A 26,793-nucleotide genomic window follows, 5' to 3' on the forward strand; every position below is an offset into this window, starting at 1 on the left:
GCTGCTTATCGATGCTTGCGCAGTACCGCGTTTGTAAGAATGATGCTGATTTAGCACAGTATGCCCTATATTTCATCAGGCATCGCACCGATTTCAGCAGCAAGTTTTCGCTTCCGGATACCTTATATCATATTTTACAGTCTATACAGCAATCCAAAGTAATGCTAATCCTGAGCCTGGAGGGCGACACGATTGGATGGGCGCATTATAGATATTTGTCTACGGAATATGAGCCTGTTCGCGAAGGGGAAATTGCTTTCGTAGATTCCGTCATTATAAACGACGCCTATCGAAGCGGCCGATTGTTCATTAACGGCTTTCGTTTTCTAGCAAACCATATCGCCGCTGAGAATCCGAAGGTCAGGACATTTGAATTTCACGCGCTTGCAAGCCATGCCTATCTGAACAGACTTTATTCCAAATTTGCGACTATAGTAGGACAAAGAGATGGGTACCATGAAATAGAAAATGCCTATTCCACTGATTTCAACCAACTTCTTCACTACTTAAATCGAACAAAAAATGACAATTGACTCCACTTTATTCCATATGTTACTGTGAAACTATCGTATTAGCAAAGGAGGCCTATATATGTATCCACCAAGAGTAGATCTAAACAATAAAAACGACCGCAAACCTCTTCAATTTTCAAACCTGCTTAAGCTGAATGAACAAGCTCGAGTAACTACTGCGAAGTAATCGTTATAGGCAGCAAAAGAGCCATCCACCTTTGTAGGTAGACAGCTCTTTTTTATTGCTTATTAGTTGGACAAACCGCCGCTTGCTGCACCCGCTCCGCTGGAGCTGTACGAATCGGAATATTCCGTGTTTGTTTTATCCCATACATCCTCATATGCGGGATTCCGCTTGAACTCGGCTAACGCATAGGAGCAAGAAGGAATAATCCGCCTCCCCTTCTCCCTAGCCTCTTCTACTACAAAGTCAAGCAGCTGCCGCCCCAAATGCTGGCCACGATAATCGCCATCCACATATGTGTGGTCAATGACCCAGGTGTCTACGTCGACCATCGTGTAAGTGATCTTACCGATCGTTCCTTTGGTTGTTGTCAGAACGTAGCTGTTTCCTTGCTTTTGTGCCAATATTTCCTCTTCTACTTCGCCATACAAGTCTCTATCTGTATCCATTGTTGCTGCACCTCCTAGAAAGCTGTTAGTTATAGCTTCTTGTGGTCAAGCTATCGGTCTACTACTTCTTACCCCGATAGAGGAACAATGAATCGTATGGGCAATCTATTTGCTATTTTCCGAAGAGGAATTAGGCGCTTCCTTCACCATGTACAACACCAGTTCATCATCGAGACGAACCATGCTGCCGGGCTTTACAATAACGTTCTCGTACGAAATCCCTCTACCGTCAGGAATATAGCCTCTGCGAGCGTAAATGCGCTGTGCACTGCCATAGCTAGGGTAGAGCCCTACACCGATGCCAACAATTCCGTATTTTTCAAATGCAATCTGCTCAATGCCATCCATCAAAGCATTTCCAATCCCCTTGCGCCGCAAGGCTGGGATTACATCAAAATTGTTTATTTCAGGAATGTTTTTTTGCTGAAAATAAGGGTAATACGATTGTGACAGCAGATGCAGCCATCCAGCGAACTGACCCTCGTAGAAAGCGACAAGGGTGACGCGCTGTCCCGTTTTATTTTCTTCCCAGCATCTTGCAATATAATCTAATCGCTTACTAATATCTTGATGTTCAATCGCATGAAAAATGACATTGACATCATCACTTTCCATCGCTCTTATTTGCATGTCTTCACGCATTTTGATCATCCCCTTACTCTTCTGCTGCTTCCATATTTTCTTCTTCCCATAACAATCTCATTTCCGCTGAAACCGCAAGCAAATGCTGTAGACTGCCTTGCGCTTCTATTTTCCCATTTTTCATGACGATAATATGATCGGCACGTTGCAAAGCGGCTTTGCGGTGGGAAACAATCAGGCATGCCGCATGCGGCGTCTGTTCCACTCGTTCCCAAAGCAGCTTCTCTGTCGTCACATCCAGCGCGCTCGATAAGTCGTCAAATACGAGCAGCTCCGGCTCACGAACGAACATGCGGGCAGCCGCTGTACGTTGTGCTTGACCGCCAGACAGCTTCACGCCGCGTTGCCCAATCATCGTTTCGAGTCCATGCTCAAGCTGCAAAATATCTTTGTCCAGCACAGCGGTGTGAATGGCTTTCTGCGTGCGGCTTGGTACATCTGGCATACCAAGGAAAATATTCGTTTCAAGCGTTTCGCTAAACAAATTAGGAACCTGCGAGGTATAGGCGCTGCGCGGCGGAACAAAAAAAGAATCCGGATCTGCTACGCGCTCGTCATTCCACCAAATTTCTCCCGCCTGAGGAGGCAGCAGCCCAAGCACAGAGCGGAGCAGCGTTGTTTTGCCAGAACCTATCCGCCCCGTTACAACGGTGAAGCTGCCTCTTGTCAGCTCCATGCTTATATCTTCAATTCCTCTGCCGGAATCCTTATACCGATAGCTGAGTCCCCGTACTGAAAGCGTACGAAATGGAGCCTCCTCATGCTCCTTTGAAGCGCGATCGTTTTCAGGAAATGCACCGCCCAGCTGCAAGCGGGTATGCTCGGTAAGCTTTTCGGTTGATGCGCCTTGCAACAGCTGCACCATTCGCTTAAACGAAATGCCTGTTTGCTGCAGCGTAGCTAAAAATCTGCCAAAAAACGCTGTGAAATCGGTCACGAACGTTAAATAATAAACGAATAATGCAAAGTCACCGACGCTCAGCTCCGAGCGCTGCATTGCAGAAGCGCCCAGCAGCAAAATAAATCCTGTTCCTATATTCACGATATTAGAAAATACCGAATCAAGTATAGATGTGAATAATCGATCCTTAAGCGCAGCCTGCCTGCGCTGTTTATTCAATAAGCGAAGTCTGTCGATAAACCGTTTCTCCGCGCCAGCAAGTTGAATGGCCTGCACCGAGCTGAACATTTCACCGACCATACCCGTGACTTTGCCCGTCGCATCGCGGCTGGTGGCACGGTAGGCCTGCAGGCGCTTGGAAGCAAGCTGGGTGACCGATACAACGAGTACAAGCGGCAGAAATACATAACAAGTAATGCTGACGTTAACCCGCAGTAAAATGAAGATTGCCGCTGCCGCAAATAACAATTTGCCAATGAAATCAAGCGTCCAGCTGATGGCATCCTCTGCTTGATTGGCATCGTCTCGAAATTGTGTAACGGCCTCGCCTGGCGAGATCGGAATGGCCGCCGCTGCCGGCTGACGCAAAATCCAGCGCAGCATGTTCCACCGAAGCAAAGAGCCCATGCTAAAGCGGTGGATCGTATCCGTCAAAGCACCCGCATAGATCGTAACGATTCTCGCGACAGCTACAGCCATTAACAAGATGGCTAGATTTGATGCGCTAAGCGACCAGCTGGCATGACCTGTGAGCGAATCAAAAAATTGCTGAATGATTAAGCCGGGCAGCAGCGGGAATAGATGAATGGTCGCCCAAAGGATAGCATTGGCAGAATAGAGAACCGGGCGATAGCAAATAAGCCGCCACATCGCTTGCACCGTTGTCATTTCTTTGCTGTTCATACAAGCACCTCCACAGCGCCGGTTTGCAGTAATTGGTATAGCCTTGAGCTTGGATCAGCCGCTAATTGCGATCGATTGCCGGATTCCACGGGCGTTCCAGCATCTAAAATTAGGATGTCATCCGCTCGTTTAATTGTGGCAAGCCGGTGGGCAATAATAATGGCAGTGCGCCCTTCTAGCAGCTTATCGATTGCCCTCTCAATATGCGCTTCCGTAGCAGGATCGAGCCTTGAAGTCGCCTCATCAAGAATGACGAGACCCGGGTTAGAGAGAAAAGCACGAGCAAATGCAAGCAGCTGCGCTTCTCCAGCCGACAAACCGCTTCCTCCTGAGGCCAGCTGAGTATCAAGCCCTTCGCGAAGCGAAGCTAACCAGGCACCCAGCCCTAAATCTTCTAATACATCATGCAGCCGTTCATCCGAAATCGTTGGATCGTAAAGCGTGAGATTATCTCGCACGGTCGCTTGAAACAGCTGAATATTTTGAGATACCATCGCGATTCGGCCTCTCAAATCAGCCAGCGTATAATCCCTAATATCTGTACCGCCCAGCTCAATAGACCCTGCTTTCACATCATAGAAACGAACAAGCAGTCTGGCCAAGGTACTTTTACCGCTCCCCGTTCGTCCAAGCAAACCGAGCACTCGACCGGGCTGAAGTTTAAAATTGACATCGTGGAGCACTCGCTCCCCGTCCCCGTCCTCATCTGTGTAAGCGAATGCGACATTCGAAAAGCTTACTGAAAGCGCGCCTTCAGGCATATCAGCCGCTATCTCTTTCTCTTTTAGCTTAGACTCCGTAGCGAATAGCCCGCTAACCCTTACAATACTAGCATCCGCCCGTTGTAAATCTTGAATTTGTGTACGGATTTGCTCAAGCGGATGATTGAGCAGCTCGGTATACGTAAAGACCAAATAAATCGTGCCGAGGCTCATCGAACCCGTTGTCCACAAATATGCGCAATATAATAATGCAAGTGATCGGCCAAGCGTAAATACAAAAATAGTGGATACCCACATCGAATATCCGCCTATGCTTGCTTTCAGCGTAATCGGAAATATTTTGCGGAGCAGTCCATGAAATCGCCTCATCACAAATTCGCTTGCTCCATTTGCGCGTGTATCCTCTGTTCCCACCAAATGCTCGCCAACAAACCCATAAAACTCCGCTTGTACTTCGCTTGATTTCACCCAAAAAGGCGAAAAAGCCGTTCGTATTCGTTGAAGCACGAATATCGTCAGTACGACGAAAACCGTCATGCCTGCCCCTAAGCGCCAATCCTCGCGGAACATCAATACGAGTACACCTGCTATGAGCAGCAGATTCGCAACCAACACAAATATGAAATTGGAGAAAAAATGCGACAGCTCATTCACATCGCCATCGATCCGCTGAATTAATTCACCGCTCGTTCTCTCCTTATGAAAGCTCTGATCGAGGTGCAAGCAATGCTTCGCCAAATCACCTCTTAGCTCATTCGTTGCTGTCCAGCCGACTTGTTCTCCAATATAGCCTGAGGAAACGCTAGCGAGCTGATGCATAAGCGCAACCGTAATGAACAGCAAAGCGCTACCGATAAGATCATTAATCTGAATGCCAGGCTGCAGCGCGCTATCAATAAAATGCCGTATGATTTGCGGATTCCAAAGCTGCAAACCAATGCTGGCAAGCAGCAGTACAGAGAGCAGAACGAGCTTGTGCCGCTCATGCTTTAAATAAGTGCTTAACAGTCTCCAATATTGTTTAATGGGGATATTCATTTTCTATTGCCTCCAAACACACCATCCATATATTTCATATTTATCTTAAAATGAGGAGAGGACTGGTGGCAAGGTAAAGAACAGTTATAGCCGCTTAGCACAGAAAGCGATTATTAAAGGTTATAACAGGTAAGGGGCTAAAAAGGAAGCCAAAGGATTCCGCCGTTTCTATCTGAGGATGTAGATTCAAGTGGCTACTAATAAGAAAAAGCTAACGCTATAAGTACGCGCCAGCTTTTTTTGTTTACTTCTATTTTTGCATATATTCACACAATCTTAGTCTTATCCCTTTAACAAGCCAGCTTTGATTAACCCGTTGCGAATCCCCTGATCATCCACATGCGTTGTCACATAATCTGCGAATGGCAGCAGGTCTGGATGCGAGTTGCCCATTGCGATGCCTAGGCCTACTGTCTCCAGCATTTCAATATCATTCAAGCCATCGCCAAAAGCGACCGCATCGGCAGTCGTATAGCCGAGTTTCTCGAGCAATGCCTCAATTCCTTGAGCTTTGGAACCGCCTGCGGGAAGAACATCAATCGCTTGAGGGTGCCAGCGAATAAGCTTCAGCTCATCATGCAATCCATCATACAGATGCTCGTCGTGGCTCTCACAGTGTAGAAACACTTGGAAGATATCGTCCGTTTTCCAAAATTCCGGATTATAGCCTGGCAGATCTACCTTTAATGAATTTACCGAATCTATAATAAAGGGATGATCCTCTTTGTCCGCAAAAAAGTTATGCTCCCCTTCAAATACGAGTCCATGGTTATGCTCAGCTGCAACCTTTACAAGTCGCTCCAAACGGCCTTTTTCGATCTCTCGTCTATATAGCGGAGTTCCTTTGTACACAACATATCCGCCGTTTAGACATACGAATGACTCGATGCCGAGCTGCTCAGCAAGCGGCTTTATAAAGTAAGGCGCTCTTCCTGTTGCAATAACCGGCTCCACTCCACTTTCCTTCAGCTCCGCAATAGCTTTGATCGTATCTGCCGGAATTTCCTTATGCTCATTAATCAGCGTGCCATCGATATCAAAAAAAACGATTTTATACCCCATTCTCTGCTCTCTCCTATCCGTAGTCGCAGACGTATGACGCCTGTCCTTTTTATACAGTATAAAGAATTAAGCCATGAAAAGAAATCTTTCGCCTTATTTTGCAAGCTCTACCCGCCATTGAAAGACATGCCTCACAGCGCGCAGCGTGCAGTGTGCAGTGTGCAGTGGTGCAGCATGCCACTTATCATCTAACGGACATAGGATCCGCTATTTCATGAAATAAAGGCAAAAGTGGCGGGGTAACGGACATACGATACGCTAATCGGGCGGATTGGGGTGTCAAATCAGCTTTTTAACCCAAATAAGGGCCTATATGTCCGTAAGCTAAGCAATTAGAGGGGAATTCCGCAAAATAACGCATCCCATGTCCGTTGACCTTATTGCTGTTGAGAGTTTCGACAAGCGTTTACCGAATTCAACAAAAAAATAGCACCAGCGGCTGCTGATGCTACTAAATTTTTCAATATCGTTACCAACCATAATCCAATCCCTTGCCCGTCTCAACAAAGGTTTTCAAATTGCTTAGAATCATCCACCACTGACTATCCGTCGTTGGAATCGAAGGATGGTCTTCAGTAAATTGGTCATTAACCAAAGTCAGCTTCGTCGTAGCCCCAACCTCTTCTAGCGTAAAAGTGATCCTTGACTCCAACTCTGCATGATTCGACCGATAAGAAGGACCTGGATGCTCCAAAAAGCTAAGTATTTTGCTTGGCTCATATGCTAAAATAGTACCATAAATATGAACGGTTTCATCGCCTTCCGTACCTGGCCCAACATATTTAAGCGATGAGCCTACTTCGAAAGTTGATTCAATAATACAGCCAAAAAATGTTTGACGCGTTCCCTCAGGCGATACGAATGCATCCCATACCTTCTCGGGCGCTGCACCAATATAAAACTCATATTTAAACTCCATGTGTTGCACTCCTTTTTCTATTTAAAATGGTTGATGCTTTCTACTCGTAGTATAAAACTATCTGCTAGGATCGTATTGTAAAAACGCGACAAATTGATTAATAGGAGTGATATAGTAATGAACACTATCGACCAAAAACGCAGTTTGGGTATTTTACAGCGGAGTGAGAGCGAGAAAAAATTTCAGCTTTCCCGTTATGCTCCTTCCGATCCACTCCTTACATTCATTAAGCATTACTGGATAATAAACTGGGATTTAGAAGGCCATGCTCCTTATTTTCAGGATGTCGTGCCGAATCCTTGCGTCAATCTCGTTATCGAAGACCACCAAAGCGGCATTTATGGCGTTGCCAGTCAAATGTATACGAAAAAAATTGAAGGCAAAGGACGAGTATTCGGAATTAAGTTTCAGCCTGGCGGTTTTTATCCTTTTCTAAACTCGCCTTTAGCAGAGCTTACGGACCAAGCGTTGTCGATTCAGACTGTTTTTGGGACGGAAGCTATCGCGTACGAGCAGCAGCTAAGGTTGGCAGCAGATCCTGCTGGCATGATCGCACTTACCGAAGCCTTACTTCTACGTCAACTCCCGCAGCCGGATGAGTCGATTACACTCGTCAATCAGATCATCTCACGAATACACGAGGATCAAGAACTGACCAAGGTAGAGCAGCTATGCGAAACCTTCAATATTAACAAAAGGAAGCTTCAGCGTCTCTTCAGCCAATATGTCGGAATAACGCCAAAGTGGGTGATTAAGCTGTACCGGCTGCAAAATGCGGCGGAAGCGATCGATAAGAGCACTCATTATGATTCACTTAAGCTCTCAGCAGAGCTTGGCTATTATGATCAATCACATTTTATTAAGGACTTTAAATCCATTATTGGGAAAACGCCTGATGAATATGCAAAGCGATAAGCTTTGTAGTTCACCTGCTGCTTAGCCAATTTGACTGAGGCTTAAATGATCCTGTATATTTATAAAAATTAATAAAATAAGCACGGCTTACGATGGAAGCACCCGTAAGAGAAGGCGTATACCGCCTATCTTGCAGGTGCTTTTTTTGCGTTGTTTGCCCAAAACCAAAGGAGGTTTTATCGATCATGCCATCTGCTTCCAAATTAACCGTAGTTTTGTTTGCGCTCTTGCTTGCGTTTTTCAGTCCAGCTACCATTGCTGCCGCACCGTTTGAATTCAGCGTGACTGCCAAAACAGCTTTTGACAAGATGAAAGGAACCACGGATAAAGGTACCTCTGCCAAGTTAACGTCTCAATACACGGAATTGCAAGAAATTCAGAAGCTGACCCTTGATTGGGATGTGCGGATAGACAAGCTCCATTACCAGAACGAGGAGACCGTTCTCGCTACTCGCAAGCGGATTAAAGAAGTTGGTGCGGAGAAGCTGGTTCAGCTAGAGGCAGCTGTCGTGCAAACCAAAAAGAAGTACGAAGCCCTATTCAACCTTTATGATTCCTTGAATCAACAGCTGAGCCTCGCCAAATCGTTCAAGGATAAGTGGCTTACGAATGCGCTGAAGCCGCAGGTCGAAACGACTAAAGCTGCCGTTCAGCTCGCCAAGCTAGATATACGCAGCAAAGAAACGGCGCTTAGAACAGCCAAAGCGAGCACCGCCAAAACGATAAAAGATTTGCGCGAGCTGCTGAGCGGCATCGACCCGCTTAAGGTGAAAATCAAAGCATCCAAGAGCACCATCAGCAGTATAAAGAAACAGTTCACGACGGAGACATCCATTTTGAATCAAGTGTTGAAAAAAGGCGATTCAACAGCAACCTCAAGCTCTTTTACTCGCATGCTCGCTTACACAAAGCAAATTAACGAGCAGAAACAAAAAACATATACTTATGAGCAGCAGACGATGAGCATTATAGCTAAAGTCGACGCGCAAATAGCAGCTATCAAGTAAGCAAAGCACAGCAAAAAAGCGCGTCTCGGCATCCGAAACGCGCTTCCATCTATGATTCGTCATCTTTATACAGTAGGGAGCCATACCTCAACAATAGTACCTACACCAAGCTCGCTGGACAACGATAATCGTCCCCCATGCGACGATACTATTTTATCTACAATCATCATGCCTAAGCCGTTCCCGTCCCGTCTTGTCGTATGGAACGGTTGTCCAATACGCCGCATCACTTCATCCGTCATACCTACGCCGTTATCGATAAATTGAATGCGTTGATAATTGTCCACCACATCGAGCTTAATGTTAACTTCTCCGCCGAAGGGCAGAGCTTCCATGCAATTTTTCAAAATATTTAAAAATACCTGTTTGACTTGATCGCGGTCGCATAGAATTTTTGTCTCGCCTACTTTTGCGCTCCGTATTTGAATGCCGTTCATCTCAAATTGAAGCTCGAACACCGATATGACCTCTTGTAAAATAACATCACAATCTTCTTCCTTATACTGAATCGCTTGCGGTCTTCCCAATATTAAATATTCGCCCACAATCGCATTCATCCGCTCCAGCTCTGACATCATCAAGTTGTAATGATGGGGATTCGTCGTTTTGCTGGATAATTGAAGCATGCCTTTAACTGTAGTCATAGGGTTTCGAATCTCATGCGCGATGCTGACAGCCAGCTGGCCTGCAAACACAAGCTTCTCACTATTGCGAAGAAGTTCTTCCGCGATCTTCATTTCCGTAATATCCCGCAAGCTGGCTACAACCCGCGTAAGCTGGCGCTCGCTATCGTAGATAGGAACCACATCCAGCATGTAGTAGCGCAGCTTCTCTTCAACCAGAATAGATAGCTCGATCCCTACACAGGACTCACTGCGTTTCATAACGCGTTCAAAATAAGTACCAATGATGCCGACTTCAAATACACTTGTGCCTAAGCAGCCATTTTTTTCATGATCCGAACTGTTCAATATCGCAGCGCAGTATTTGTTTATTTCTACAATTGCACCCTGCGCATCGGCAATAATGACACCATAATAATTCGTTTCCAGAAGAACCTGATTTAAGATTTGAAGCTGTGTATTGTGTTTACGAAGCAGCAGCTCTCGCTCGATAGAATCAACGATTGTGCATAAAAGTGCAAGCAAATGAGGATGGGCAAACTGAATTTCCGTCATGATCGAAATCGAACCAAGCAGTTGACCGCTGTCCTCCATAAAAAAAGGAGCTGTATAACAAGCTTGCTGATGTAGTACTTTCTGATAATGATCTTCGCCTACGAGCTGAATAGGCAGCTGTTCACGCAAACATAGATCAACCGAGCTCGTACCGATCTCTTCGCAGTATCGCACGCCTTCAACAATACCTAGCTGGCGCACCTGATTAATAATAGAAGCATTTCCTCTGAACTCAAGGATATACCCCTCATTGTCTGATATGGCAAGGAAAAAAGGGTCATCTGCAACGGTCGATAAAAATTTTTCTACAAACACGCTGATAACTTCAATCGTTTCTTTATAATGGCCCTGCTGAGCTTTAAGCTCCGCATCCGTAAACCGCTGGGTAAATATAGGCAGTTCATCACGATTAAGTCCATATTGCTCGCATTTTCGATGTGATTCTATGATTAAATCGTTATTTATCATATGGTATACCAATTAACCTTTCCAGGACAGCTAGCTTCCATTTTGTTGGACATTATCCAATATTCTAGTTTAACCTGGCATATTCCTTCCCAAATTCATTAAAAATCACTTATTATCTACAACAATCTCCAAAATCAGCGTCGAGACCCCAAAAAGCGACATTCCAATGTTCGAAATTTACACCAAATCAATCCTAAAATAAAAAAAAGCGATGCTTAATAGTTAAGAACCATTAAGAAATCGCTTTTTTCAATGTTATGCAATGTTTTGATTAGCCCTTTGGCGAAAGCTCAATTTTCATGTCGTCGAGGTACAAAGTTGTCAGACCCTCATAGCCGGAGTCGCTGCCCACAATAACATAAAGCTCACCCTTCTCGTTGGTTTGCAATGTTGCCGTATAATCCATGGCGACTGGCTGAAAGCCTTTCAGCGAATCATCCGGCTGCACCATGTTTCCAACGATCTTCATATCTTTGCCTTCGGTCTTCTGATTGCCTTTATCCAAATTCATTCGATAGTAATGATCGCCACCGCTATCAACCTTGACAGCTTGAGGCTCTTTGCTTACAAATCCTGCTTTAATGCTGACAGCCTCTCCAGGAGCGCCGCCAACCCCCATCATGCCGCCCGATTGATCCGTATACAGCTTAAAGGATAATGATGCTTGATATACCGTATTTGGCTTCAGCCCATCGATCTTCTTCGTCGCGAACATGAACAAATCATCGCTGCGATTCATCCCTTTAAGCTTCAGTGCGTAATTGGTCTTGTTATTCGCAAGGGGAAGCAGTTCTCTAGCGTATTGCAGCTCGTAAATATCCGGATTGTAGTCTACTGGCAAATCGGCAAAAGCTCCATTCCAGCCTTCCTCGCCCTGGTCAAAGTTATAATGGAGCGATAGCGCAGCCTCACTCGTTTGTACGGTAACTTTTTTCTGCTTCGCGTCCCAGCTCGTTTTTGCTCCTAACAGCTGTGCTACCATTTTTGCCGGTATGAAGGTCGTGCCTTTAATAACAACAACTTTGGCAGGCAGCTTCACGTTCTTAATGAAGCTCCCAACTACCGCATCGCTATTCTGAGTGAGAGTCACTGCAAGTCCAGCACGGGTTAAAATAATTTGTTTCGCTGCCGCATCCAATTGAATGTTTGCTTGCAATCCCTCAGCCAGCGCCCTGACAGGGACCATCGCAATGCCGTTCTGTAAATAAGGCGCCACCGCAAGCTTATGCTCTCCGCGGTAATCAATCGATTTGGTGCTTCCTATTTGAAATTGAAGAGGAGCAGGCGAAACGGCTGAAGCGCCATAAGCGGTTGCTCCGCTAGCTGCTGCACTAAGAAATAAAGCGGACGAAAGAGATGCTATCATGAGGTTTTTATTTAACAATTGTTTAAAGACCATTTGTCTACCATCCTTTGTTGTTAGTCTTTTGGTGCGTACCCAAACTAACGAACAAAGATGAATATAAGTTGCAATCGGCTAATTTTTCATGACTTAAGGCTCTGCTCTAGATCTTCAAGCAGATCCTCGCTATCTTCAATCCCGACTGATATTCGCACTAAACCATCCGTAATGCCAAGCTGCTTCCGCCGCTCGCTTGGTATAGATGCATGCGTCATTCTCGCGGGAACGGAAATAAGACTCTCTACAGCACCTAAGCTCTCGGCAAGCGTAAAATATTTCAACTTTTTGATCATCGCAGACGCTTTCTCTGCGCTGCCTACGTCAAATGATATAATGCCGCCAAAGCCGCGTGCCTGCCTCTTCGCAAGCTCATGCTGCGGATGGCTCGGCAGCCCCGGGTAATAGATGTTTTGAATGGTTTCCAAACGCGATAAATAAGCAACGATTGCTTCAGCATTTTCTTCATGAGCTTCCATGCGCAGGCCAAGTGTCTTCAATCCGCGGATGAGCAGCCACGAATCCTGAGGGCCAAGCACGCCTCCCGTCGCATTTTGCACAAAATGCAGCTCTTCTCCCAGCTTATCGTTGCTCACAACAGCCAGGCCAGCGACAACATCGCTATGCCCGCCAATATATTTGGTAGCGGAATGCAGCACGATATCAGCGCCTAGCGTTATCGGGGTTTGCCAATATGGCGTGCTGAACGTATTGTCCACAATGAATAGCAGCTGCCTCGCTTTGGCCCAAGCGGCTACACCTGCAATGTCCGTTACTTTAAGCAGCGGATTTGTCGGTGTTTCCACAAACAATGCTTTTGTATTCGCCTGAAGCGCCTTCTCCATATCTTCTAGGCTCGTCGTATCCGCAAAGGTCGCTTCAATCCCCAGTCGGCTGAGCACCTTCGTCACAATGCGATACGTTCCCCCATACACATCATCCGTCAAAATAATATGATCTCCAGCGCTCAGCAACGAAAATACAGCATTAATCGCTGCCATGCCTGAGCTAAAAGCAAAACCTCTTGCACCTTCCTCTAAATCAGCAATATACTGCTCCAGTGCATGACGCGTTGGATTGCCCGTACGTGAGTATTCATAGCCTTTATGAACGCCGATGTCGTCCTGTTTATAGGTGCTCACTTGGTAAATGGGAACACTGACTGCACCTGTAAAAGGGTCAAAAGGGCTGCCTCCATGAATGAGCTTTGTTTTTCGCCTCAGCTTAAGCACCTCCGTTGTAAATCTGTTTGCTTAAGTACCGCTCACTGCCATCTGGAAAAATAGTAACGATTCGGCTGCCGGGCGCAGCTGCTTCCGCTTCAAGCAGCGCAGCATGCAGAGCGGCGCCCGATGAGCTGCCGACAAGCATTCCTTCGAGCTGCGCCAGCTCCTTCACCCTTGCAAAAGCATCCTCATCCTTTATCGTATGAATGGCATCGAAATAGCTGCTATCCATAAATGGAGCCAGCTTCTCCACGCCAATTCCCTCTATCCTATGCGGCCCTAGTGCTCCACCGCCAAGTATGGAGCCTTCCGGCTCAACAATAACCGTCTTCACCTTTGGGCTCTGCTCCTTCAAATACTGCGCTGTTCCCATGAAGGTGCCCCCCGTTCCCGCTCCGGCAACAAACACATCAACCGTACCATTCAAATCATGCCATAGCTCGGGGCCTAACGTTTTGTAATAGGTTAACGGATTTGCTGCATTAGAAAATTGCCTTGGCGAATAGGAACCGGGTATTTCCTTCATCAGCTCTTCCGCCTTCTGCACCGCGCCTGCTATGCCAAGCTCTGTTGGCGTATTTACAACTTGTGCGCCAAGCGCCCTCATCAATTGCTGCTTCTCTATGCTGAACTTATGGGGGACAACAAAGATCGTCGATACTCCCCGTCCGATCGCCGCCAATGCCAGACCTATTCCCGTATTGCCTGCTGTCGCTTCGATAACGGTTCCTCCGGGTTTCAGCTGCCCGTTTGCGAATGCAGCATTCAACAGCTCGACGCCAAGCCGATCCTTGACGCTTCCTCCCGGATTTTTATACTCAAGCTTCGCATAAAGCGTTACACCTTCCGGCAGCGCAAAACCTGTAAGCTCAACTAGCGGCGTATTGCCAATTAGTGCGTGGATATTGTGATACAACGCCATTTGCAATCCCTCCCACGACTCCTATTTCCTCCTACGCGCATCCTTTACTCGGGCTATACTCTTCATCATATGAAGCTGCTTCTCTTTGTGTTTATGTCCCGCAAGCCTACTTTTAGGCGTTATTCAAGCCTACAAGCAAAAACGCCTTCAGCGTCCTCTGGATGCTGAAGCAGCTTTGACGGAGAAATATAAACCCTATATTAGCTAAAAAACTTATAAATTCTTATATTTTAAAAAAGGGATGCTCCTCAAGCAGAAAAGTCTACTTAAGGAGCATCCCCTTATCATTAAGCCTCGCTTAGTCCCCAACCAATTGCATGTTTTGTCGTCTGTTCAAGCCACTCATTGCTTGCGAAGTTCGGAATGTCCTTTGTTACCGTAAGCGTCGCCTGTCCTTCAAAGCCGGGATGCGGGCAATATACAGCCGTGTTCTCCCACTTCTCCGAGCCATTTCTTCTAAAAAGCAAACGGTATTCATACAACCCAGGCCTAATCTGCTCTGACACGGTCTGAACGGTTTTCTCAAAGGAAAATGTCGTGCGATAGCCTTCCAACTGGCTCATCGTACCTGCCATGAGAACAACAGGCTCCGCCCATTCCACCTCGCTCGAAGGATGCAAAATCAACTCGTATTCCATGCCCGGCTCGCCATAGACGATAAGAAGAATAGGCAATCCCACAACCGCAATTTTAGGCGCTTCCACAAATACCGGCTGATGTGTCGGCTCGAATAGCTCCGATCGCTCCCACTCTTCCTGCACCTCGCTAGCTCTGCGATAATGCCATATCCCCTCTATTGGCAAATCTACTTGATTCAGAAGAGCTGTTAAGCAGGTTTTTGCGCTTTGGAATGGGTCTGTACAATTGTTATGTCCGTAACGGTAGCCGATTTCATGCCTAACGTCCACGCCATGCCTGCGGGCGCGATCAGCCCACTCAAAGGACAGCCAGCTTGAGGTATACGCGTCATGCGTTCCGTGTGTCAGCCAGACCTTAGTCCCTTTGGACTTCAAGGCATGTATGATTTGATTCGACGCAGGGCTTCGCTCGCTCGCAATAAGCTCCATATCATCAGTACCAAGCAGCGTTGTGAAGAATAGATTGACTGCGCTGCGGCCGTCCGCATCCTGCCAGCCAGGCTGCCACGCGTATTTATAGCCCGTATCCTCGCAAACCGCGCGCCAGCATACCGGACAGGTAGGATTAAGCATTTCCTTAAAGGGTTTTCCAAAAGCGAGCGGCACATTATAGCAGATGGCATAACGAACGGAGTACACGCTGCTATTCGGATTACCCGCCGCAATTAAGCTTGTTATGCCTCCGCGTGAGCCGCCAACCGTCACAATGGCATTCCCATCAACGGCGAACTGCTCTATAGCGGTCAGGAACAGATCGTCCAAGTTCTCATACACAGAGCCGTGCATCGTTCTCGTACCGAACGAACCCCCGCCGTTCCATATGATGCCGACTGCACCTTTCCCTGTGTCCAATAACGTCAGGCCAAGCACGTTTAGAAGAGCTGGCCCAACGTTTGCGAACACATTTTCATTCTGATCATAAAACCCGCTGAATAAAGCAGGATACCTTGCTTCAGGTGTACGAGACCACTCCGGAGGAAGGATGTAGCTAACCATACTGCGATGCTCGCCTTGACCCGCAATACGTCCATGTACAAGCTGAAAGGCAGGTACTCCTTCTAGCTCGTCAAGTGCCGTCCCCGGATGGCGGAAAATGACTGGATAACCCGTAAGTTTCATCACTTCATCCGATAGCTTCAAAGCTACTTCATCCGTGACGCGAACCACGCTATACGTCTCGCCAATATAGCGTTCATAGGCTGGCGTCCTTTGATGCTCGCCGCCCTTTTCCCCTGCGAACAAAGCATAAGCATCCGTCCGGTAATAATAAGGACTGGCGATATCATTGTCCTGCAGCGGCAATTCGACTTCACGTTCGCCCGTTTCCTCATGCAGTCGAAGAACGCCGATTCCATCGGTGCCGCCTGCCTGCGGACCGCCTCTGCCGCCATTTAATGCGGCATTCCAATTCGTCACAATCGGAAAATCATTATTCAGCTTCTCTGTGACAATGGTATAAATACCCGCTGTCTCTGATGGTATGCGAACAATTCCGCGATTCATATCCACCTGCTCTACTTCCAAATAATCAACCTTTTTATCCGTATAACGAGCCGCTTTAATCGTTGCTTCTCTTTTCGTAAGAGCTGCTAAAAGCTTCGGGTTCACCTTTATATCTGCGAACGACGAGGTACCGTCAAGACTGGTAAATAGGCTAATAGGGACATAACGACCAGGAGCAAAAATCAAATTATTTGGGCTCATGAGCAGCCTCATTTTTCAATGAGTATGGCAAAGCATTGCTTAGTGTTACTTCTCCAGAAGGCGCGTCCACCATATGGAATTGAAGCTCCGCTCCAGCCGCAAGCTGGTCATGACTGATCGACAGCTTATGCCACGGTTCGTTGTTTACACTCAGTTTATCCCAATATACATTTTCGGCACCGTTGTTCTCCGCTTCAATGACAAGCTCCTTGCCGTTCTCCAATTGAATGGTCACTTTGCGGAACAAGGGGCTGCCCATGACATATTCCGGAGTTCCGGGACAGAATGGATACATGCCAAGCGCACTCCATATATACCACGAGCTGAGGCTCCCATTATCCTCATCGCCAGGCAGCCCATCAGGCCTGCTGCTGAATAACTCACTCATCGCTTTTCTTACCCAATACTGCGTTCGAGACGGCTTGCCGATTACGGTATAAATATAGGGAATATGGAAGCTAGGCTGATTGCTAATGGCAAACTGGCCGAAATCTATCGCAGCCATTTCCGACATTTCATGAATTTCCGTGCCGTACGTGCCCGTTTTGAACAGAGGAGGCATCGTCATTAGTTCATCGAGCTTTTTCGCAAAAGCATCATTTCCGCCCATCAGCTCTGCTAACCCAGCTATATCATGCGGTACAGACCAGCTGCACTGCCAAGCCCCGCCTTCGCAAAACGGGTTGCCCCACTGCAAAGGATCGAAGCGCTCCTGCCACTGCCCTTGCTCATTGCGGCCTTTCATGAAACCCTCGCCAGCATCAAACAGCTTGTTATAGTTCGCCGCTCTCTCCATAAAGAAACGATAATCCTCCTCTTTGCCGAGGCCTTTCGCTATCTGAGCAATGCAGAAGTCACCGTAATAATAATCCAAGGCGTTGCTCACGCTTTCGTGAAAAAGATTATCCGGCAGATAGCCATATTCCATATAAGCTGCCAATCCTTTTCGTCCATGCTTTCCATCACTTGATGCGAGTGTGGCATGCTTGCGCAGCCCCTCGTAGGCCGCTTGCACATCGAACCCTTGAATGCCTTTCACATAAGCATCCGCTATTGCAGCATCGATTAATGTACCCGGCATGGCACTTCGTTCCGCAGGCGAAATCCATTTGGGCATCCAGCCGCTTTCCTTATAAATATGAACCCATGCTTCTGTCATTTCACCCAGCAGCGTGGGAAATAAAAGGCTGTACAGCGGAAGGCTCGTACGATAGATATCCCAAAAACCAATATCCATATACATAGGGCCTTTATGAACGTTACCGTCATAAGCACTAAAATGTACTTGTTCCCCATTAGGGCTGTATTCATGCCATGTACGAGGAAAAAGACAGGTGCGATATAAGCATGTATAGAAGGTGCTCATCTCATCCTCATCTTCACTTTCCACCTTTATTGTGCTCAGCCGTTGTTCCCAATCCTGTGCAGCTTGTTCCTGTAATTGCGCAAAGCTTAAATCCCCCAGCTCCTGCTGCATATTCCAAACCGCCTGCTCATGGCTGATGAAGGAAGTGCCCAAGCGAACATTGACGATCCCAGACGCAGGGACAGCAAGTCCAGCGAAAGCGCCTACTCGTTCTCCCGCTCCTGCCAGCTGCTCGCGCACAGTAAAATCCCCATTAAATGTACCGCTTTGCTCATCCTTCAAATCACAATCAAAGTCCATAACAAAGTACATCGCAAAATTCTCATGTACTTCCCCGTGATGAGCACGAGTAAAGCCCGTCACGCGACGATTGGCGCTATCAATTAAAATTGAGGATTCCCCTTCAAAAGGAGACACAATAACTCTGCAGTCCTCTCTTCTGTCGAAAGTAAATGTAAGGCGCGCACTCCTCATTCCCGGAACCAGCTCCAGCGATGCTTCGTAACGAGGAAGCCGAATTCGAAAATAATGCGGCTGCACGACCATTTCATCTGGTCTATAGGAGGAAGCACGGGAATCCGCATCTAAATAAATGGGCCCGCTCTGCGGCATGAGAACAAGATGCCCGTAATCCCTTATCCACGGGCTAGGCTGATGCGTTAGCCGCAGGCCTTGAAATCTGCGGTGGGAGGGATGGTAAAACCACCCCGCTCCGTCCTCATGGGATTGCGGACTCCATGAAGCAGTACCCCAAGGTCTTGAAACGAGCGGGAGCGTATTTCCGTTCGAGAACGTATACACAGAATCCGTTCCTTGCAGCGGATTAACATAAGACAAATAGTTCATGAAAACGACCTCCGGGTAGTTGGCTAATGCTGATTTGGCCTGCCATTTTCATCTTATGATAGCGCTTTATATCGTAGGATAACATCCGACAACCCTGCGAAATCGTTTGCTGGGCTATGGATTTTGGATGTGATCGTAGACAGCGTGCACAATGACTTCCACTGCGGTGCTTAGCTTTTGCTCCAGCTGCCCTTTGTACAACCGTTCCGCTTCATCAACCGTCAAGCCTGAACGCTCCCTCTGCTTTTCTTTGTACTGAAGCACCATATTGCTAAAGACATACTCATAGTAAGCATTCTCCTCGTATTGCAGAGGGCCGTAGATGAGCTGCTTCTGCTCTGCTGCTTTTTTGCGGCGGTTATTTTCCAGCACCCAATTCTCTCGAAAATCTATATAATCAATACGCTGAACAATACCCTCGTTTTTCGCAATGATTTGCTGCATTTTTATTTGCACGGCTTCATCTAGTGCTGCGGCTTTAAGCCAATCCATTGGTTTCTCTTTGCCATAAATAGTAGTCCAATAATTCGCACTATCCTCTGCTTGATAATTGTCATAAAAATATCGAACAGCATCACTTCGTTTGCGCTGCATCATAATCGAAAGCTCACCGTATCGAATCGGTTCTCCATTAACCGTAGCCACAATTTCTTGTACATTTATATTAGACAAGTCCGTCTCAGCCACGGTATTTTCAGAGCAGCTCACAAGAAATAGGACAGCTAGAAATAGCAACAAACCAATGAAGCGTTTAACAAGCATATTGTCACGCCTTTCTCAAAGAAATGGAAGAGCAGCAGGAAAAGCTGCCCTTCACGCTGCAAAGCTACTTCGAAATGACAATCTGGCCGAGCTGCGTTCCCCATGCGGATGAAGTATCCGAAAACTCCACCTTTAAGTAATTGGTGCCAGCAGGCAAATTAGCTGTTGGCGTATACTGCGTTGCCGCCCAGCCCGCACCAGTTGCCACAGGCGTCGTATAGGCGCTTGTAACAAGCGTCCAAGTTGTGCCATTCGAAGAAGAATAAAACTTCACCTTAGCGAGGTTAATATTAAATTCATAAATGCTTGCTGAGAATTGCACCATATCTGCATAGTTGTATACAACGTAGCCCGTTGCAGTTGAACTGCGTTTAAAACGTGAAGTATCCCCGTTAAAATAAGAGGGATTTGTTGCATCAAACGTCATGTTGGTTGAGTGCGAGCTCGAAACGCTCCAATCCATTGCATCATCTATTAATTGAGTAGGCGCTGTAAACGTACCGGCTTCATGGAAACCTCGGCTTGGAACAGCTGTATTTGACACGATGTTTCCGAAATAATCCTTACCGCCATTGCCGGCAACGGGCAGCCCGCTTCCAGCCGCTGGAGATCCGCTTTCAAGCTTATAACCATCTGCTGAGCTTAAGCCCGGCGCACTGCCGCCCGCACTCACAAACAGCGGATCAGAGGTCAGCTTATGGGCATCTGCCGGTTCACTGGCAGGATGATTGCCGTAAAACAAATTGTAATCTATAGTCGCTCCTACGCTTGGATACGAATAAGTACCTGTACCCATGTTGTAAATGACATTGTTTCTAAAGCTCCATGTCCCCGGCGTATTCGCATCACAGCCATCGCAATAGATCGGATTTTTCAGCCCCGAACCAATATAGATCGTGTTGTTGTAGATGTTAGTTCCCTCTGGAACACCATATGAGAAGGTAATGACCCCCTTTTCTCCGCCATACGCATCATTAACACTTAGGTTATAGCGAATTGTACTCGTGTTCGTATAAGGGCCCATCAACAGTATGAACCCGCCTTCGTTGTCATGACTGTAATTATGTTGGACAATCGCTCCATAATGACCCAGATCGACGTCAAAACCCTGCCCGTCCGTATCTGTCGTTCGAGTGCCGTAAGCCTCGTTATATTGCACAATCGTACCAATGGAACGGGTAGGCCAAATTCCGGCGCTTGCATTCATATTAAAGCCCGCAATCATCTTTTGCCCCGCTCCGTTTGCCACATTGTATTGAATAATAGAATCCTTAAAACCAAAAACAAGAATGCCATCGCCATCTGTATAAGATACGCTATTATTTTGTACCTTTAAACCGGTGCTAAGCTGCGAAGCAACAACGACTGTCTGATCCCCAACATGATAGCTGGCATCCCAAATGTTGATGCCATTTCGACCGACATGATCCACCGTGTTGTTCTCCACAATTACATCGTTGAAGCCGTCTGTGTTTCCGCCAGCAAACATGCTTATTCCGCCGTTTGTATGCGGGGCGACCGCTCCGCAGTTGAAGCATCCATTCACATCATGCACGTAGTTATTGGCGATTCGAAAATAATTGAGCTTGCCTCCCCCATTTGATTCAATGTAAATGCCATGCCGGGGGACGCCTCCTGTCGTTGCTGTGCCAGAATTGTCTAATCCCGAATTGTTCGTTATTTCCAAATTTTGAATAACCCAATATTGCTGATTAACGAGGTATACCGCTGCTCCAGAAGCGATACTGCCGCCGTTAATCAACGGACGATTGCCTGTGCCATATGCGTCGATCGTAATGGGATTGCCGGAGCTTCCTGAACCTAGCGGATGCAGCTGTCCGTTCCAGCTGCCCCCTCTTTTGAACAAAATTTTGTCCCCAGCCTGGAACATCACCGCATTCACTTTCGCTAATGTCCGCCATGCGGTTCCCGTGCTTGTGCCGCTAGCCGTATCACTTCCTGCAGCAGAGTCTACATAATACGTTGCGTTTGCCGCATAAACCCTGTCGGTTGCACTCGGCAGCCATAACCAAGGTATAAGCAGAATAGCGATCAAAGCCATTGTTCCTAATCTTCGAGCCTGCTTAATCAACAACATTTCTTTTTCCTCCTCAATAGTCGGTATAAAGAACGTTTATCCCTGTCCTCCTTTTCTGCATAATAGCGTTCTGAAAGCAAATTCACTTTCGTACGCACTACAAATGTAAGCGATTCCATTTTATTTGATTAGGGGTCAATGCTGCGAAATGGTTAAGTAGGCTTCCTTTTTTGCTTAATTTCCTTCAAAATCCTTGTTCTCCTTCCAAATTTCCAGCAACCAGCCGATTTTACTATAGAAAAAAGGACCACCCTCCTGTTTTCAACAAGAGTGCAGTCCTTTCAACAAACCTATAACCCCATCAACCGGAAAATAACTGCTGCTGCTTCCGCGCGGGTAGACAAGCCTTTTGGTTTGTATGATCCATCCTCGTACCCTTTGATGAATCCCGCCTGCTGCAAAGCAATAATTCCCTCCAAAGCGTAACCGCTTATTTGGCTCTGGTCCTTAAAAATATCCGATTCGCCAGCCGTTTTTGGCAGCTTCACAACCGCCTCTATTGCGCGGAAAGCAATGACAGCCATTTCCTCACGGGTAATGACATCCGATACGCCGAACGAGCCGTCTCCTTTTCCGTTTACAATACCCAGCGCCTGGACCGTGGAAACCGCAGCGTAATACCATGCTTCCTTACGGACATCCGTAAAGCTGCTAGACCCTGCAGCAGCAGGTGCCAAATCGAGAGCATTGACGAGAAGCTGAACAAACTCGCCGCGGGTAATGGAACGGTTAGGCTCAAACCTGCTCTCCCCCACGCCTTTCACCATTTCACGAGCTGCTAAAGCTTCAATAATCGTCCGCGATGCAGCTTTGACGTCTGTAAAATGTACATTCGCATAGGCAGCTGCGTAACGGCTAGAAAGATTAGTCTGGAAAGTTACCGCCCCCGTAACGGAATCGTATTTTACTTGTTTCACCGCTTCTACACGGCCATCTTCTAGAATCGTATATACAACAACCTGATGAGCCTGCTCTTCTGGCTTCAGCTCGTATTTCATTGTCGCTGTCATTGGCGACTTCGAATCAAACTTGCGGACCGCTGCTCCATCAGCTTTAACGGTGAAATCGTAAATCGGATTGCCTTTCCATTTTTGCTGCAAGCTTTGCGGAAGCGAGGCATCTCCTTGCTGGACAATTGAGATCTCCACCTGCTTCGAGCCAGCCGGCAGGCTGCGCAAGAGAGCTTCTACTGGAATGGAAAGCGATGCGCCATTTGCGGTGACGATCAATTCTTTTGCCCCGGCTTTCCCATCCTTTAACGCTGCTGCGGAAATGTGAATGGAAGCACCCTTCATATCTGCTCCAGACGGTACCACATTAATGACCAATTGCCCGTCTTTCGCCCCTTCGAGTGCTTTGTTAAGCTCCTCGTTGGAAATATTGATTTGAGCAATCCCCTTGTCGATACTAGCTCCTTTTGCTGTAATGATGCCCTTATCAATCGTGTTCAAGCTGCCATTGCTGCCGCTGCCGCCTGTGCTTCCCCCTGGTGTCGGTGGAGTGACCGTTGCTTTAGCCAGCAGCTGGAAGGTACGGAATAGCGCTGGGTCCTTCACTCCGCCAATTCCCGAGCCCCACTCGATATATCCTTTACGGCCTGCGCCATCATTATCGTTGACCAGCATCGAGAAGCTTAATGCTTGATTCGCAGCGGCTTGGATCGGATAAAGCTCGCTCCAAGGAAGCTTCAGCTCATAGGAAGTTACCTTTGTTTCTTCATTTCGCGTTACGTTAAGCGTCCCTTTCGTTACCGAACCTGTTGCTTTGCCTTGCATCGTAAGCCAGCGATAAATTTGCGGCCCGTCCGGCGTCTGCGAAATGCCGTATTCATACCAGGACTGGCTCTCGCCGGGAACGCCAGGCGCTACGCTGAACTGAATACCATCGTTTTGCCAAATCGAGCTGCCGGAGGCTGCATGGTTAAACACATCATCTTTAATGCTTGCTGAGAGATAGAAAAAGCCTTCATCCCAGCGCAGCTTGGCTGTACCGCTTAAGTCATCGTCGCCTTGAAAACCTGTGATCACATTGCTGCCATTCGCCAAATCAATCGTTATAGGCTGGCGGCTGTCCGTTTCATGCAATATACGGTTAAAATCAATCTCTTTTGTGATATGAATGTTCTCATATCCGGCAATTTCAACCTTCAAATCAAGTGGATATTTAACCCCTTCAGCCAAGCCCGGCAAAGGAATAACATACGTCGATTGCCCGCTTGGCGCGACGATAGGGACTTTCGTATCCGTGCCGCTGATTGTGCCGAGACCCGAACCTTTGCCAACCTCCCAAGCAATCTTTCCAACCGTTAAGCTGTCTTTTTCAGAGCTGTTTACGAACTGAAGACGGAGCGACTTGCTGCCGCCATCGTCGGTAATTATCGGTATGACCTTCAAGCCTTGGAAATACAATCTCAAATCATCGACAGGCGGCTCCGGCAGCGTCGCCGGATTTAAGCCTGCTCCATTATAAGCGCCAATATTCGGAGCTTCCGTGCCCGATACCGGATTACCCCAATAATCAAAACCGCCATTGTCAGCAATGAGCGTGCCAGCACCCAAAGCAGGAGAGCCGGCTCTTAGCTTGTAACCATCAACCGTGTTCCAGCCTTTGCTGCCGCCGCCTTGATAAACGAGCATCGGGTTAGCCGTAACTTTGTTCGGGTCAGCAGGCTCATTAATCGGATGATTGCCATAAAACAAGTTATGGTCAAAAACGCCATTCATGCCCGGCACATGATAATCGCCTGTTCCAAGATTATAAATAAGATTGTTTTTGAATGAAAAAGCCGCCTGCAGGTCCCCTGCTTCATTCCACTCATGATCCATAATTTTCGTATTTTGACCTGTTCCGATATAAATGCTGTTGTTGTAAATTTGCGTATTAGGCGAAACTCCGCCCGCAAAGTTAAACGTATGAGTCAGGTCGTTTTGGCTGATGTTGTATCTAACCACGTTGTTTGAAGAGCCGACCAGCACGCCCGGTGTTAAGCGCGCATCCACAAAGAGAATAAAGCCGCCTTTATTGTCATGGCTGTAGTTGTATTGAACGACGCTGTTGTTCGTATCAATATCTAAATTGAAGCCTTGACCGTCGCCTTCCGGCTTATTCGTATTAAAGGATTCGTTAAATTGCACCACATTGTTTTTGCCTCGAGTCGGCCAAATTGCAGCCGAACCGTTAAACTCACCAACCTCAGAGTAATTGCCGCCGCCTTCTGCCACATTATGTTCAATTAACGCGCCATCGACGCCGAAAGTAAGAATGCCGTCGCTGTCGGCTTGCTTCACATAGTTTTGACGGATTTTCACGCCAGTTGAAGCGAAATTCTGCCCATTCCAGCGCTGATCCCATACGACAATGCCCGTTCGTCCAATACGCTCCACCGTATTTCCTTGAATGAGCACTTGATCGAACTTATCCGTTGCGGTGGTGCCGCCTACATATACGGAAATGCCCCCAAAGGCATGTGGTCCGCCCTCTGCTCCTGATTCGGTCGGATATCTGAAGCTGCTGGATACGTCATGCACATAGTTATCCAAAATCTGAATGTTTGTCAGCGTACCCGCGTTTGCATTTTCAACAAGAATGCCCTCTCGGTACGTCGTTCCGCGTTCAGCGGCGTAATTGGTTACTTCCAAACTTTGAATAACAACGTTAGAAGAATTACGAAGATATACAGCGCCCCCGGCCATGCCGCCGCCGTTAATGATTGGCTTGCTGCCGCTGCCGTAAGACGTAATCGTTATCGGCGCTTCCGCTGTCCCGCTGCCCTTGGGATACAGCCGCTCGTTCCATACGCTGCCTTTTTTAAGCAAAATGCGGTCACCCGCTGCAAAAGTCGTATTATTGACATTCGCAAACGATTTCCATGCCGTGCTTTGCGATTTGCCGTCATTGCTGTCGCTGCCAGCCGCGGCATCTACGAAATAATCGCCATCGCCACCTGTGCCGCCGCCGTTTCCAGGCACCACATTCGCAAGCGTTACAGAGCCCAGCTGCATGAGCCAATTCGCCAGATCGCCAGATAATTCTACTTTCAAATAATTAATGTCTGCGGGCAGCGGATCAGCCGGCGTATATGTAGCCCCTGACCAAGCCCCGTCCCCGGTCGATTCAGGCGTATCATGCACAGCAGCAAGCTCTGTCCACACCGCGCCATCCGGCGAGCCATAAAACGTAATAACGCCCGTTGAACCTGCGAAGGAGTGAAGCCTTGCTGCAAAATGCTTAATGCCATGCAGATGATAAACGACTGACTCATCCGATACGGCCGTTCTCACGATTCTAGAAGCATCCCCGCCAAAAAAAGCCGGATTCGTGTTGTCTATTGACCAATTAGCCGTAAACGAAGCAAGCTTGGAAATGTCATCAAGCTTATCGTCAATCGTCTGAGGTGCCGTTGACAGATTGGAAACCGTAATCGATCCAAGCTGCATAAGCCAAGTATCGATGTCTCCGCTCACTTCAATTTTCAAATAATCGATTCCGCTTGGCAGTGCTCCAGAGGAGCTGTATTCCGTTCCATACCAGCCGGAGCCTGTTCCTACAGGATCTGAATATTGAGAAGGAATTTCTGTCCAAGCAGAACCGTCCCCTGAGCCATAGAACGTAATGACCGCAGTTGATCCGGAGAAATAATAAGCTTGCAAGGCAAAGGACTGAATGCCATCCAGCTTATATACTGCATACTGCGTCGTCGTTGACGTTCTAACCGCTCTAGACTCATCGCCTCCAAAAAACTGAGGATTCGAATTGTCAAATGTCCAGTACGGCGAACTCGCAAACATCTTGGCGTTATCCGTTAACGCATCTTCAATCGATACTGCATCATGCGCAGATACGCTCGCAGCTGGCAATGCCAGCATGCTGAGCAGCGTGAGGACCAGCATCGCATTCATCCACTTCTTCAACATTTTTCATGGCTCCCTCTTA

General features: G+C 47.4%; 18 protein-coding genes. 3 read left to right on the forward strand and 15 right to left on the reverse strand.

All coding sequences use genetic code 11. The features are described 5' to 3' along the window. Positions 1–11: 11 nt before the first annotated feature. On the forward strand, positions 12–533 hold the full coding sequence (locus AB4Z45_RS18105) for a GNAT family N-acetyltransferase (RefSeq protein ID WP_441910616.1): 522 nt from the start codon (positions 12–14) through the stop codon (positions 531–533). A gap of 228 nt (positions 534–761) precedes the next feature. Here the strand turns inward: AB4Z45_RS18105 and AB4Z45_RS18110 are convergent, their stop codons facing one another. From AB4Z45_RS18110 to AB4Z45_RS18135, 6 genes are all read right to left on the reverse strand, one after another. Next, positions 762–1,145, reverse strand: coding sequence for a GNAT family N-acetyltransferase (locus tag AB4Z45_RS18110; RefSeq protein ID WP_076268532.1), 384 nt, complete (start codon positions 1,143–1,145; stop codon positions 762–764). A gap of 105 nt (positions 1,146–1,250) precedes the next feature. Next, positions 1,251–1,787 (reverse strand): GNAT family N-acetyltransferase, encoded by a 537-nt coding sequence (locus AB4Z45_RS18115; RefSeq protein WP_441910617.1) that lies wholly within the window; start codon positions 1,785–1,787, stop codon positions 1,251–1,253. 13 nt (positions 1,788–1,800) lie between these two features. After that, complete coding sequence (locus AB4Z45_RS18120) at positions 1,801–3,591, reverse strand: ABC transporter ATP-binding protein (RefSeq protein ID WP_441910618.1); 1,791 nt, start codon at positions 3,589–3,591, stop codon at positions 1,801–1,803. Next, a complete protein-coding gene (locus tag AB4Z45_RS18125; RefSeq protein ID WP_441910619.1) occupies positions 3,588–5,351 on the reverse strand; it encodes an ABC transporter ATP-binding protein in 1,764 nt (587 codons plus the stop codon). Before AB4Z45_RS18125 ends, AB4Z45_RS18120 begins: the two co-directional genes overlap by 4 nt. A 282-nt stretch (positions 5,352–5,633) precedes the next feature. Then, positions 5,634–6,413, reverse strand: coding sequence for a Cof-type HAD-IIB family hydrolase (locus AB4Z45_RS18130; protein WP_430055858.1), 780 nt, complete (start codon positions 6,411–6,413; stop codon positions 5,634–5,636). 469 nt (positions 6,414–6,882) lie between these two features. Then, entirely contained in the window at positions 6,883–7,332 is a 450-nt protein-coding gene (locus AB4Z45_RS18135; RefSeq protein ID WP_430055861.1) for an SRPBCC family protein, read from the reverse strand. Between the two features lie 117 nt (positions 7,333–7,449). On the opposite strand from AB4Z45_RS18135, the gene AB4Z45_RS18140 reads away from it, so the two are divergent. Together AB4Z45_RS18140 and AB4Z45_RS18145 are read left to right on the forward strand one after the other, a co-directional pair. Continuing rightward, positions 7,450–8,247 carry an AraC family transcriptional regulator gene (locus AB4Z45_RS18140; protein WP_441910620.1) on the forward strand — a complete coding sequence of 266 codons (798 nt, stop codon included), beginning with the start codon at positions 7,450–7,452 and terminating at the stop codon, positions 8,245–8,247. 185 nt (positions 8,248–8,432) lie between these two features. After that, complete coding sequence (locus tag AB4Z45_RS18145; protein ID WP_441910621.1) at positions 8,433–9,254, forward strand: hypothetical protein; 822 nt, start codon at positions 8,433–8,435, stop codon at positions 9,252–9,254. A gap of 65 nt (positions 9,255–9,319) precedes the next feature. Here the strand turns inward: AB4Z45_RS18145 and AB4Z45_RS18150 are convergent, their stop codons facing one another. The 9 genes from AB4Z45_RS18150 to AB4Z45_RS18190 form a co-directional block, all read right to left on the reverse strand. After that, a complete protein-coding gene (locus AB4Z45_RS18150; protein WP_441910622.1) occupies positions 9,320–10,900 on the reverse strand; it encodes an ATP-binding protein in 1,581 nt (526 codons plus the stop codon). A gap of 271 nt (positions 10,901–11,171) precedes the next feature. Further along, on the reverse strand, positions 11,172–12,299 hold the full coding sequence (locus AB4Z45_RS18155; protein ID WP_441910623.1) for a copper amine oxidase N-terminal domain-containing protein: 1,128 nt from the start codon (positions 12,297–12,299) through the stop codon (positions 11,172–11,174). Positions 12,300–12,385: 86 nt separating this feature from the next. Next, entirely contained in the window at positions 12,386–13,522 is a 1,137-nt protein-coding gene (locus AB4Z45_RS18160; protein WP_441910648.1) for a bifunctional cystathionine gamma-lyase/homocysteine desulfhydrase, read from the reverse strand. Position 13,523: 1 nt separating this feature from the next. After that, positions 13,524–14,447 carry a PLP-dependent cysteine synthase family protein gene (locus AB4Z45_RS18165; RefSeq protein WP_441910624.1) on the reverse strand — a complete coding sequence of 308 codons (924 nt, stop codon included), beginning with the start codon at positions 14,445–14,447 and terminating at the stop codon, positions 13,524–13,526. Between the two features lie 287 nt (positions 14,448–14,734). Continuing rightward, positions 14,735–16,789, reverse strand: coding sequence for a hypothetical protein (locus AB4Z45_RS18170; RefSeq protein ID WP_441910625.1), 2,055 nt, complete (start codon positions 16,787–16,789; stop codon positions 14,735–14,737). Beyond that, entirely contained in the window at positions 16,776–19,001 is a 2,226-nt protein-coding gene (locus AB4Z45_RS18175) for a GH92 family glycosyl hydrolase (protein ID WP_441910626.1), read from the reverse strand. Before AB4Z45_RS18175 ends, AB4Z45_RS18170 begins: the two co-directional genes overlap by 14 nt. A gap of 114 nt (positions 19,002–19,115) precedes the next feature. Further along, on the reverse strand, positions 19,116–19,763 hold the full coding sequence (locus AB4Z45_RS18180) for a hypothetical protein (RefSeq protein ID WP_441910627.1): 648 nt from the start codon (positions 19,761–19,763) through the stop codon (positions 19,116–19,118). 64 nt (positions 19,764–19,827) lie between these two features. Further along, on the reverse strand, positions 19,828–21,861 hold the full coding sequence (locus AB4Z45_RS18185) for a hypothetical protein (protein ID WP_441910628.1): 2,034 nt from the start codon (positions 21,859–21,861) through the stop codon (positions 19,828–19,830). A 290-nt stretch (positions 21,862–22,151) separates the two neighbouring features. Next, positions 22,152–26,774, reverse strand: a complete 4,623-nt coding sequence (locus AB4Z45_RS18190) for an S-layer homology domain-containing protein (protein ID WP_441910629.1) — start codon at positions 26,772–26,774, stop codon at positions 22,152–22,154. Positions 26,775–26,793: the final 19 nt, after the last annotated feature.

Origin of the sequence: Paenibacillus sp. MCAF9 (assembly GCF_052114265.1) — a bacterium.
In the GTDB taxonomy this organism is placed as follows: Bacteria; Bacillota; Bacilli; order Paenibacillales; family Paenibacillaceae; genus Pristimantibacillus.

Coding starts and splice junctions, on each gene's coding strand:
- AB4Z45_RS18105 (WP_441910616.1), top strand. CDS start 12: ATGCTTGCGCAGTACCGCGTTTGTAAGAATGATGCTGATTTAGCACAG.
- AB4Z45_RS18110 (WP_076268532.1), bottom strand. CDS start 1,145: ATGGATACAGATAGAGACTTGTATGGCGAAGTAGAAGAGGAAATATTG.
- AB4Z45_RS18115 (WP_441910617.1), bottom strand. CDS start 1,787: ATGCGTGAAGACATGCAAATAAGAGCGATGGAAAGTGATGATGTCAAT.
- AB4Z45_RS18120 (WP_441910618.1), bottom strand. CDS start 3,591: ATGAACAGCAAAGAAATGACAACGGTGCAAGCGATGTGGCGGCTTATT.
- AB4Z45_RS18125 (WP_441910619.1), bottom strand. CDS start 5,351: ATGAATATCCCCATTAAACAATATTGGAGACTGTTAAGCACTTATTTA.
- AB4Z45_RS18130 (WP_430055858.1), bottom strand. CDS start 6,413: ATGGGGTATAAAATCGTTTTTTTTGATATCGATGGCACGCTGATTAAT.
- AB4Z45_RS18135 (WP_430055861.1), bottom strand. CDS start 7,332: ATGGAGTTTAAATATGAGTTTTATATTGGTGCAGCGCCCGAGAAGGTA.
- AB4Z45_RS18140 (WP_441910620.1), top strand. CDS start 7,450: ATGAACACTATCGACCAAAAACGCAGTTTGGGTATTTTACAGCGGAGT.
- AB4Z45_RS18145 (WP_441910621.1), top strand. CDS start 8,433: ATGCCATCTGCTTCCAAATTAACCGTAGTTTTGTTTGCGCTCTTGCTT.
- AB4Z45_RS18150 (WP_441910622.1), bottom strand. CDS start 10,900: ATGATAAATAACGATTTAATCATAGAATCACATCGAAAATGCGAGCAA.
- AB4Z45_RS18155 (WP_441910623.1), bottom strand. CDS start 12,299: ATGGTCTTTAAACAATTGTTAAATAAAAACCTCATGATAGCATCTCTT.
- AB4Z45_RS18165 (WP_441910624.1), bottom strand. CDS start 14,447: ATGGCGTTGTATCACAATATCCACGCACTAATTGGCAATACGCCGCTA.
- AB4Z45_RS18170 (WP_441910625.1), bottom strand. CDS start 16,789: ATGAGCCCAAATAATTTGATTTTTGCTCCTGGTCGTTATGTCCCTATT.
- AB4Z45_RS18175 (WP_441910626.1), bottom strand. CDS start 19,001: ATGAACTATTTGTCTTATGTTAATCCGCTGCAAGGAACGGATTCTGTG.
- AB4Z45_RS18180 (WP_441910627.1), bottom strand. CDS start 19,763: ATGCTTGTTAAACGCTTCATTGGTTTGTTGCTATTTCTAGCTGTCCTA.
- AB4Z45_RS18185 (WP_441910628.1), bottom strand. CDS start 21,861: ATGTTGTTGATTAAGCAGGCTCGAAGATTAGGAACAATGGCTTTGATC.
- AB4Z45_RS18190 (WP_441910629.1), bottom strand. CDS start 26,774: ATGTTGAAGAAGTGGATGAATGCGATGCTGGTCCTCACGCTGCTCAGC.